Here is a 9,251-nt window from a genome sequence, read left to right as displayed (position 1 = left end):
CCGGTGGTTGAGGTGCGAGGAGCGCTAGCGACGAGCCTCGAAACCACCACCCGCCGACCGGTGGTTGAGGTGCGAGGAGCGCTAGCGACGAGCCTCGAAACCACCACCCGCCGACCGGTGGTTGAGGTGCGAGGAGCGCTAGCGACGAGCCTCGAAACCACCACCCGCGGGCTGCCTGTCGGTGGCCCGGCCTACGTTCGCGGCCATGACCTTCGTGAACTGCGGGTGGCTCGGCGCGCAGCCGGGCCGCCGGGACGACCTGGCCGCGCACCTGGCGACACCCAGCCCGGAGCTGGCGGCCGCGGGCTGCCTCCGGTACGACGTCGGCGTCAGCGCCGAGGAGCCCGACCGGGTCTTCGTGGCCGAGGTGTGGACCTCCGCGGAGGCGCACCGGGCGTCGTTGGAGCTGCCGGCGGTCAGGGCCTCGATCGCGGCGGCCCGGCCGCTGCTCTCGGGCGAGTTCGGCGGGTTCCGCTTCGACGTGGCCGGGTCGCCGCTGGACGGCTGAGCGAGCGCCGCCGGATTCGGCGAAGCATGTGACGACCGTCACATTCTGGTCCTACGATCCGGCAATGAGACCCCGTTCGCGCGCCGCCGTCGCCGTCGTCGCCGCCCTCGCCGCCGTCCTCCCGCTGCTCCTCCTCGCCCGGATCCCCGCCGGTGCCGCGCCGCCGCGGCTCGACTACGACGTGCTCGGTGACTCCTACGGCTCCGGGTACGGCGCGCCGCCGTACTCGCCGACGTGCGGGCGGTCGCAGTCGGCGTACGGCGTCCTCGTCGACGGTCGCGCCACGCTGCGGCTCGACGACTACGTCGCCTGTGCCGGTGCCACCACCCTCTCCCTGGTCGCGGGCGGCCAGCTCGACGCGCTCGATGCCGACACCGACCTGGTGCTGCTGAGCATCGGCGGCAACGACACCGGGTGGGGTCAGGCGGTGGGTGCCTGCGTCCTCGGCGACGACGCCCAGTGCGCCGGCGCCAGTGCCGTCGTCCTGGGCCGGATCACCGGCGCCCTCCCGGGCCTGCTCGACCGCCTCTACGCGCAGGTCGCCGCAGCCGCGCCGAACGCGCGGGTGCTGGTCACCGGCTACGTGCACCTCTTCTCCCCCGAGTACGGCGACTACCTCGGCGTCTCGGTGGCGGAGCAGGAGACGCTCAACGACGGCGCCGACACGCTCGCGGAGGTCATGCGCGCCGCCGCCGAACGCCACGGGTTCGAGTTCGTCGACGTCCGGTCGCGGTTCGACGGGCACGGGGTCAACGCACCCGACCCGTGGGTGATCGGCTGGGGCGACCCGGGCGTGTTCCACCCGAACCTGGCGGGGTACCGCGCCTACGCCGCTGCCGTGACCGCCGCGGTCAAGCCCGGCCTGCTTCGCTGACGCCACGGACCACCCGCGGGTGCGCCCCGGCTCTGTCGAGGCGCACCCGTAGGGTGTCCGCGTGAGCGCAGGGGAGTACCCAGGGATCTATGCCGAGCAGGGGCTCTTCGTCTGCTTCGAGGGCGGCGAGGGGTCGGGCAAGTCGACCCAGTCGCGGCTGCTCGCGGACCGCCTGACCGCGGAGGGGTACGACGTCCGCCTGACCTTCGAGCCCGGCGACACCGGCGTCGGCAAGGAGCTGCGCCGGATCGTGCTGAGCCCGGAGACCGGAGACCTCGACGACCGCACCGAGGCGCTGCTCTACGCCGCCGACAAGGCCGAGCACGTGGCCACGCTGGTCCGCCCCGCGCTGGCCTCCGGCGCGGTCGTGGTCACGGACCGCTACGTCGACTCCACGCTCGCCTACCAGGGGGCCGGCCGCACCCTGGACGTCGCCGAGGTCGAGCGGGTCGCCCGCTGGGCCACCGGCGACCTGCGGCCCCACCTGACCGTCGTGCTGGACCTGGCGCCCGAGGCGGGCCTGGGCCGGTTCAGCGGGCGGGACCGGATCGAGGGCGAGTCGCTGGAGTTCCACCAGCGCGTCCGGGAGGCGTTCGTGGCGATGGCCGCGGCCGACCCCGACCACTACCTGGTGCTCGACGCCCGCGCCCCGGTCGAGGAGATCGCGGCGGCGATCGGGGGCCGGATCGCGGTCCTGCTGCACCTGGCCCGGAGGGAGTCCCGATGAGCGCCGCGCCCGTCGCCCAGGAGGCCGCCCCCGGCGGCGACGTCTGGTCCACGCTCGTCGGCCAGCGGCCCGCGATCGAGGCCTTCCGCGCGGCCGCCGCCGGCCACGGCATGACCCACGCCTGGCTGATCACCGGCCCGCCGGGGTCAGGGCGCTCCAACGCGGCCATCGCGTTCGCCGCGGCCCTGCAGTGCCCGAACGGCGGCTGCGGTACCTGCCACGAGTGCCGCACGGTGCTCGGCGGCAGCCACGCCGACGTCGCGGTGGTCCGCACCGAGAAGCTGACGATCGGCGTCAAGGAGGTCCGCGAGCTGGTCCGCCGGGCGGCGCTGACCCCGATGGGCGACCGCTGGCAGATCCTGATCGTCGAGGACGCCGACCGGCTCACCGAGCAGGCGTGCAACGCACTGCTCAAGGCGATCGAGGAGCCCAACGGCCGCACCGTGTGGATGCTCTGCTCGCCGACCGTCGACGACATGCTGCCGACGATCCGCTCGCGGTGCCGCCTGGTCACCCTGGCCACGCCGACCACCGAGGAGGTGGCCGGGTTCCTGACCGGCCGCGGGGTCGCCGCGGACCTGGCGCTCTACGCCGCCCGCGCCAGCCAGGGCCACATCGGCCGCGCGCTGGCGCTGGCCTTCGACGGCGAGGTCCGCAAGCGGCGCAGCGCCGTGGTCGCGATCCCGGCGCGGCTCACCAACCTGGGCGCCTGCATGCGGGCGGCCACGCTCCTCGCGGAGAACGCGAAGGTCGAGGCCGACGCGATCACCAGCAAGCTGGACGCGGAGGAGAAGGCCGACCTCGACTCGGCCTACGGCGTGGTCGACCGGGGCCGGCGACCGCGGGAGTACGCGCCCGCGCTGCGCGACCTGGAGAAGGACCAGAAGACGCGGGCCAAGCGCCGGGTGCTGGACGTGGTCGACCGCGGCCTGACCGACCTCACCTCCGTCTACCGGGACGCCATCGCGGTGGCGGCCGGCGCGCCCGGCGCGCTGGTGAACGAGGACCTGCGCCCCGAGATCACCGAGCTGGCGCGGCACTCGACGCCGGAGGCGCACCTGCGCCGGATCGGCGCCATATTCGAGGCGCGCGAGCAGATGCTGGAGTTCAACGTGCCGCCGGCCTTGGCGCTGGAGTCCATGATGGTGGCACTTCGTGTCAGCGAAGGTTAGGTAGGGCGCGTCAGCGAAGTTCAGGCAGAGCGGACCAGCGAGGAGTGAGGTCGGTGCGCAGCAGGTCGGTCGTGGCGGTGTTCGTGGTCGGCCTGATGCTCCTGGCCGCCTCGCTCGGCACGGCACTCTCCCTGGTCGGCGACGACGAGCCGGACGCCTCCCCCGGGGGCGCGCGCTCCTCGACCACCACCCCGGTCCCGGGCGACGGCGTCCCGCAGGAGCTGCTCCCCTTCTACACCCAGCGGCTGGCCTGGTCCGGCTGCGGCGAGCGCGAGTGCGCGGAGCTCGAGGTGCCGATCGACTACACCGACCCGACGGCGGGCTCGGTGCGGATCGCCGTGGAGCGCGCAGCGGCGACCGGGGACCGGATCGGCTCGATGGTGGTCAACCCGGGTGGCCCCGGCGCGCCCGGCACCGACGTCGCGACCAACGCGGAGGGCTACTTCGGCAGGCCGCTGCTGGCGGCGTACGACGTCGTGGGCTTCGACCCGCGCGGCACCGGTGACTCCGACCCGGTCGACTGCCTCACCGACGCCGAGCTGGACGCCTACGTCGCGGAGGACCCGGCCCCGGACACGAAGGCGGAGGAGCGCGACTTCGTCGCCGGCCTGGAGGACTTCTGGGCGGGCTGCCAGGAGCGCTCGGACGAGCTGGTCGGCCACGTCAGCACGGTCGAGGTGGCCCGCGACATGGACGTGCTGCGCGCCGCGCTGGGCGAGGAGCAGCTCACCTACTTCGGCTACTCCTACGGCACCAAGCTGGGCGCCACCTACGCCGAGCTCTTCCCCGACCGGGTCGGCCGGTTCGTGCTGGACGGGGCGATCGACCCGACGCTGAGCAGCCGCGACGGCTCGCTGAGCCAGGCCGCGGGCTTCGAGACCGCGCTGCGCGCCTACGTCAGCGACTGCGTCGACGGCGGCAACTGCTTCCTCGGCAACTCGGTCCAGGAGGGTCTGGACACGATCAGCGGCCTGCTCGACGACATCGACGACCGGCCGCTGCCGACCGAGGGCGACCGCGAGCTGTCGGTCGGCAACGCCTTCTACGGCGTCGTCTTCCCGCTGTACTACCGCGAGCTGTGGTCGGCGCTGGACCAGGGCCTGAGCGAGGCGCTCGCCGGCGACGGCAGCACCCTGCTGGTGCTCTCGGACTACTACGGCTCCCGGGAGCCGGACGGCAGCTACGCGGACAACGGGCTGGAGGTGATCTCGGTGGTCAACTGCCTGGACGACCCCGAGGCCATCGACCCCGCCGACGTCGAGTCGCAGTACCCGGCGTTCACGGAGGCGTCACCCACCTTCGGCGAGGTCTTCGCGTGGGGCCTGACCGGGTGCAGCGGCATCCCGTTCACCGCCACCGACGAGCCCGACCTGGTGATCGACGGGGCCGGCGCCGCCCCGATCGTCGTCATCGGCACCACACGCGACCCGGCGACGCCGTACGAGGAGGCGGTCGCGCTGGCCGAGCAGCTCGAGTCCGGCGTGCTGATCACCCGCGACGGCGACGGCCACACCGGCTACAACAAGGGCAACGCGTGCGTGGACGGTGCCGTGCACGCCTACCTGGTCGACGGAGAGGTGCCGGAGGACGGGCTGCAGTGCTGACCTGGTGAGCCCTGTCCCGCGGTTGCCGCCGTGGTTAATGTCTAGTCCGTGGCCGAAACCATCCACGTACTGGTGGTCGAGGACGACCCCGACGTCGCGGACTTCACGCGGCGGATGCTGGCGCGGCAGGACGACATCGAGCCGACGGTGGTCGACAACGGCGACGCGGCGCTCAGGGTGCTGGAGAGCTCCGGCGTCGACCTGCTCTTCACCGACGTCGAGCTGCCGGGGATGTCCGGTCTGACGCTCATCCCGGAGGTGCGCCGGCGCAGACCCGGCCTGCCGGTGATCGTCGCCACCGCGCACTCGGTGATGGACTACGCGGTCGAGGCGCTGCGCCAGGACGCCGACGAGTTCTACCTCAAGCCGGTCGACTCCACGCTCCTGGTGACCCGGATCCGCGAGCTGGTCGCGGCCGCCCGGAAGCGGGCCAGGTCCGCGGCGTCGGTGCTCGCCGTCGGGGCTCACCCCGACGACGTCGAGATCGGCGTCGGCGGCATCCTCGCCCGGCACGCCGCGCACGGCGACCGGGTCTCGATCCTGACGCTCTCAGGCGGAGGCGTCGGCGGCGACACCGGCGACCGCGCCGCCGAGGCGGCCGCGGCGGCCGCCGTGATCGGCGCCTCCCTGGACCTGCGGGACTTCCCCGACACCCGCCTGGACCCCGCGGCCGGCCTGATCACGGCCATCGAGGAGGTGATCGCCGAGGTGCGGCCCTCGGTGATCTACACCCACACGGCGCACGACCGGCACCAGGACCACCGCGCGGTGCACCGGGCGGTGGAGATCGCGGCCCGCCGGGTCCCGGCGATCGAGTGCTTCGAGAGCCCGTCGGTCGGCGTGCAGTACCAGCCGAACCGGTTCGTGCCGATCGACGACCAGATCGACACCAAGCTGCGGATGATCGCGGCGTACGCCTCCCAGGGGCATCGCAACTACATGGAGCCGGACCTGGTCCGGGCCACCGCCCGCTACTGGTCCCGCTACGGCACCACCCGGTACGCCGAGCCGCTGGAGACGCTGCGGGTCTCGGCGTCGTTCTCCCTGGACGTCGACGACGAGGCCGACCCGCTCAGCCACCTCAAGGCCCCGGCCCGACCCGAAGCGGAGGGATGAGCATGACCCGAGTACTGGTGACCGGCGCGGGCGGACCGGCCGGCGTCGCGGTGATCCGCTCCCTGCTCGCGCGCGGCGACGTCGAGGTGTATGCCGCCGACATGGACCGCTGGGCGAGCGGCATCTACCTCGCCGGGCCGGAGCGGCGCCGGCTGGTGCTGCCGGGGCTGGCCGACGACTTCGTCGACGACGTCATCGCCACCTGCCGGGCGGACGGCATCGAGGTGCTGTTCCCGACCGTCGACGTGGAGCTGCCGCGCCTGGCCGCGCGCCGCGACGAGCTGACCGCGGTGGGCACCGTGCTGGCCTCGCCGTCGCTGGAGACCCTGGAGACCGCGCTCGACAAGCTCGCGCTGGCGCGCGCCTGCGCCGACGCGCTCCGGGTGCCGCGCACCGACCTGCTCGGGGAGCCCGGGGCGACGGAGGGCTGGGAGTTCCCCGTGATCGTCAAGCCGCGCCGCGGTGCCGGCTCCCGCGGGGTCCGGGCCGTGACCGAGCAGCCGGCGCTCGACGCCGAGCTGCGGGCGCTGGAGATGGCGCCCCCGCACGCCGAGGACCTGCTCGTCCAGGAGATGCTCCCGGGCGCCGAGTACTCCGTCGACGTCCTCGCCGGGCCCGACGGCCACGTGGTCGCCGCCGTGCCGCGGGCCCGGCTGCGGGTGGACTCCGGGGTCGCGGTGGCGGGCATCACCGTGCACGACGACGCCCTGATCGGCACGGCGGCCAAGGTCGCCGAGGCGATCGGGCTGACCGGGGTGGCGAACGTGCAGCTCAAGCTCGACAGCGCCGGCGCCCCCGCCCTGCTGGAGGTGAACCCGCGCTTCCCCGGCGCGATGCCGCTGACCATCGCCTCCGGAGTGGACATGCCGTCGCTGCTGCTCGACGCGGTGCTGGGCCGCCCGGTCCCGGAGCGGGTCGACTTCGCCGAGATCGCGAACGTCCGGTTCCTGGAGGACCGCTTCCTGCCGATCGACGACATCCTCCCGGAACGATGACCGCCCCGAGCCCGGACGGGCCCGGCGGGTCGGTCGCCGCCCTCGTCGACCCGACCGACGACCACCACGTCCACTCGACGTTCTCCGACGACGCCCGCAGCACCCCGGAGGAGAACCTCGCGGCCGCCCGCGACCGGGGCCTGCGCTCCATCCGGATGGTCGACCACGTGCGCACCACGACGACCTACGTGCCGGAGTTCCTGGCCGCGGTCGCCGCGCTGCCGGCGGTCGACGGGCTGAGCGTGGTGACCGGGGTCGAGGCGAAGATCCTGGACACCGCCGGGACCGTCGACGCGCCGCCCGACGTGCTGGCCCGCGTCGGCGGGCCGGACGGGCCGGGGCGGGTGCTGCTCGCCGACCACCAGCTGCCCGGCCCGGACGGGCCGCTCTCGCCGCGGGCGGCGCGCGAGCTCCTCGACGGCGGGATGGCGCGCTCGGAGCCCGTCGAGATGCTGGTGACGGCGTACCTGAGCGCGGTCGAGGGGAGCGGGCCGTCGCAGCTCGCGCACCCGTTCTCGATCCTGCCGAAGATCGGGCTGACCGAGGACGAGGTCACCGACGAGCACCTGACGGCCCTGGCCGACGCGGCGCTCGCGCACGACCTGGTGGTGGAGGTCAACGAGAAGTGGTCCTGCCCCGGGCCGCGGATCGTCGCCACGCTGGCCGGACGGGGGGTCCGCCTGATCGCGTCGAGCGACGCCCACCACGCCGACGACGTCGGCCGCTACTCGTGGCTGCGTGGGTCGTCGGGCGGGCTGGCGGGTGAGGGGGCCCGGTGACCTGGGCCGACGCGGGCCGCCTCCTCTGCCTCACCCTGATCGCCTCGGGGCTCGTCCCGGTGCTGGCCGCGGTCTACCAGTACCTGCTGCTCCCGATGCACGCGATCTTCAACCACTGGGGCAAGGTCGAGCCGTACCTGCCGCGGGTCGTGGTGCTGGTGCCGGCGTGGAACGAGGCCGACGTCCTGGACGCCTCGCTGACCCGGCTGATGGGCCTGGAGTACCCGCCCGACCGGCTCAAGGTCTTCGTGGTCGACGACGCCAGCACCGACCGGACGCCGGAGGTGGTGCAGGGGCTCGCCGCGAGGTACCCCGGCAGGATCGTCCACCTGCGCCGGGAGAAGGGCGGCGAGGGGAAGGCGCACACCCTCAACCACGGCATCCGGATCGCGCTCGCCGACGACTGGATGGAGGCGATGCTGATCATGGACGCCGACGTGGTCTACCGGCCCGACTCGCTGCGCCGGATGACTCGGCACCTCTCGGACCCGAAGGTCGGCGCGGTCACGGCCTACATCAAGGAGGGCAGCGCCAAGCCGGGCCCGGTGGCGCGGTTCATCGGCTACGAGTACATCACCGCCCAGGCGGCCGCCCGGCGCTCCCAGAACGTGCTCGGCGCGCTGGCCTGCCTGGCCGGCGGGGCGCAGCTGCACTCGCGGCACAACCTCGTCGCGGTCGGCGGCGGGATCAACACCACCACGCTGGCCGAGGACACCTACACGACGATGCTGACCGAGCTCCAGGGCCGCAAGGTGGTCTTCGAGCCGACCGCGGTGGTGCTCGCGGAGGAGCCGGACAGCGTCGCGGCGCTGTGGAAGCAGCGGCTGCGCTGGGCGCGGGGCAACGTGCAGATCACGCGGGCCTTCCGGCGTACCTGGTTCCGGCCCTACCGCACGCACGGGCTGGGCTCGCTCTCCTTCGGGCTGATCTGGTTCTCGGTGCTGCTGCTGCCGATCGCGCTGACGCTCGCCACGGCGGGGATCCTGGGCCTGTTCCTCTTCGACGAGAGCTTCGCCGCGCAGGTCTTCTCCGGGCTGTGGTGGGTCGGCGCCGGGGTCTACCTGTTCATCACCCTCAGCACGCTCTTCATCGACCTGCCGACCGCGCGGCGGACCTGGTTCGAGGGCTTCATGTTCCCCGGGATCGGGACGCTGGTGGTGATGTCGGCCGCCTGGGTGCCGGATCTCTACACCGAGCGGATCCCCGGGCTGTTCGGTGGGGAGGTCAACGAGACCGGGCAGTGGTGGATGACGCTGGTCCTCTACTCGTGGGCGGTGATCGCGATGTCGATCGCTCGCGCGCTCCCGTGGATCGAGAAGCGCCGCGGTGGACGGAGGGTGGCGATCCCGCTGCTCTATCTGGTCGGCTTCGGACCGGTGCTGTGCGCGATCTCGGTCGATTCCTTCGTCAAGGAGTGGCAGGGAGCCGCCCAGACCTGGGACAAGACGGAGAAGTCGGGCAAGGTGGTCGGGTGAG

9 protein-coding genes are annotated in these 9,251 nt (G+C 73.5%); all 9 read left to right on the top strand.

Annotated elements, in window-relative coordinates; genetic code table 11:
• Positions 1-205: 205 nt before the first annotated feature.
• The 9 genes from ABLM29_RS18505 to ABLM29_RS18465 all read left to right on the top strand — a co-directional run bounded on the left by ABLM29_RS18505 (position 206) and on the right by ABLM29_RS18465 (position 9,250).
• Complete coding sequence (locus tag ABLM29_RS18505; RefSeq protein WP_349715978.1) at positions 206-508, top strand: putative quinol monooxygenase; 303 nt, start codon at positions 206-208, stop codon at positions 506-508.
• 64 nt (positions 509-572) lie between these two features.
• The gene (locus ABLM29_RS18500) at positions 573-1,382 is read left to right on the top strand and encodes an SGNH/GDSL hydrolase family protein (RefSeq protein ID WP_349715977.1); all 810 of its coding nucleotides are present in this window, start codon (positions 573-575) and stop codon (positions 1,380-1,382) included.
• Positions 1,383-1,443: 61 nt separating this feature from the next.
• On the top strand, positions 1,444-2,109 hold the full coding sequence (gene tmk, locus ABLM29_RS18495; RefSeq protein ID WP_349715975.1) for a dTMP kinase: 666 nt from the start codon (positions 1,444-1,446) through the stop codon (positions 2,107-2,109).
• Complete coding sequence (locus tag ABLM29_RS18490) at positions 2,106-3,281, top strand: DNA polymerase III subunit delta' (protein WP_349715973.1); 1,176 nt, start codon at positions 2,106-2,108, stop codon at positions 3,279-3,281. The genes tmk and ABLM29_RS18490 overlap by 4 nt, the downstream gene beginning before the upstream one ends.
• 53 nt (positions 3,282-3,334) lie before the next feature.
• A complete protein-coding gene (locus ABLM29_RS18485; RefSeq protein ID WP_349715972.1) occupies positions 3,335-4,885 on the top strand; it encodes an alpha/beta hydrolase in 1,551 nt (516 codons plus the stop codon).
• 48 nt (positions 4,886-4,933) lie between these two features.
• Positions 4,934-6,001, top strand: coding sequence for a response regulator (locus ABLM29_RS18480; protein ID WP_349715970.1), 1,068 nt, complete (start codon positions 4,934-4,936; stop codon positions 5,999-6,001).
• A gap of 2 nt (positions 6,002-6,003) precedes the next feature.
• Positions 6,004-6,996 carry an ATP-grasp domain-containing protein gene (locus ABLM29_RS18475; RefSeq protein ID WP_349715968.1) on the top strand — a complete coding sequence of 331 codons (993 nt, stop codon included), beginning with the start codon at positions 6,004-6,006 and terminating at the stop codon, positions 6,994-6,996.
• Positions 6,993-7,775: a PHP domain-containing protein gene (locus tag ABLM29_RS18470; protein WP_349715967.1), complete on the top strand. Its 783-nt coding sequence runs from the start codon at positions 6,993-6,995 to the stop codon at positions 7,773-7,775. The genes ABLM29_RS18475 and ABLM29_RS18470 overlap by 4 nt, the downstream gene beginning before the upstream one ends.
• Positions 7,772-9,250, top strand: a complete 1,479-nt coding sequence (locus ABLM29_RS18465) for a glycosyltransferase family 2 protein (RefSeq protein WP_349715965.1) — start codon at positions 7,772-7,774, stop codon at positions 9,248-9,250. The genes ABLM29_RS18470 and ABLM29_RS18465 overlap by 4 nt, the downstream gene beginning before the upstream one ends.
• Position 9,251 lies beyond the last annotated feature (1 nt).

The sequence above is a fragment of the Nocardioides sp. YIM 152588 genome (assembly GCF_040191335.1).
In the GTDB taxonomy this organism is placed as follows: Bacteria; Actinomycetota; Actinomycetes; order Propionibacteriales; family Nocardioidaceae; genus Nocardioides.
The sequence above is the reverse complement of the archived record's forward strand: the minus strand, read 5'-3'. Positions and strand labels throughout refer to the sequence as shown.

What these genes read in the sequence shown, in the direction of transcription:
- ABLM29_RS18505 (WP_349715978.1), top strand. Translation starts at nt 206, where the DNA reads ATGACCTTCGTGAACTGCGGGTGGCTCGGCGCGCAGCCGGGCCGCCGG.
- ABLM29_RS18500 (WP_349715977.1), top strand. Translation starts at nt 573, where the DNA reads ATGAGACCCCGTTCGCGCGCCGCCGTCGCCGTCGTCGCCGCCCTCGCC.
- ABLM29_RS18490 (WP_349715973.1), top strand. Translation starts at nt 2,106, where the DNA reads ATGAGCGCCGCGCCCGTCGCCCAGGAGGCCGCCCCCGGCGGCGACGTC.
- ABLM29_RS18475 (WP_349715968.1), top strand. Translation starts at nt 6,004, where the DNA reads ATGACCCGAGTACTGGTGACCGGCGCGGGCGGACCGGCCGGCGTCGCG.
- ABLM29_RS18470 (WP_349715967.1), top strand. Translation starts at nt 6,993, where the DNA reads ATGACCGCCCCGAGCCCGGACGGGCCCGGCGGGTCGGTCGCCGCCCTC.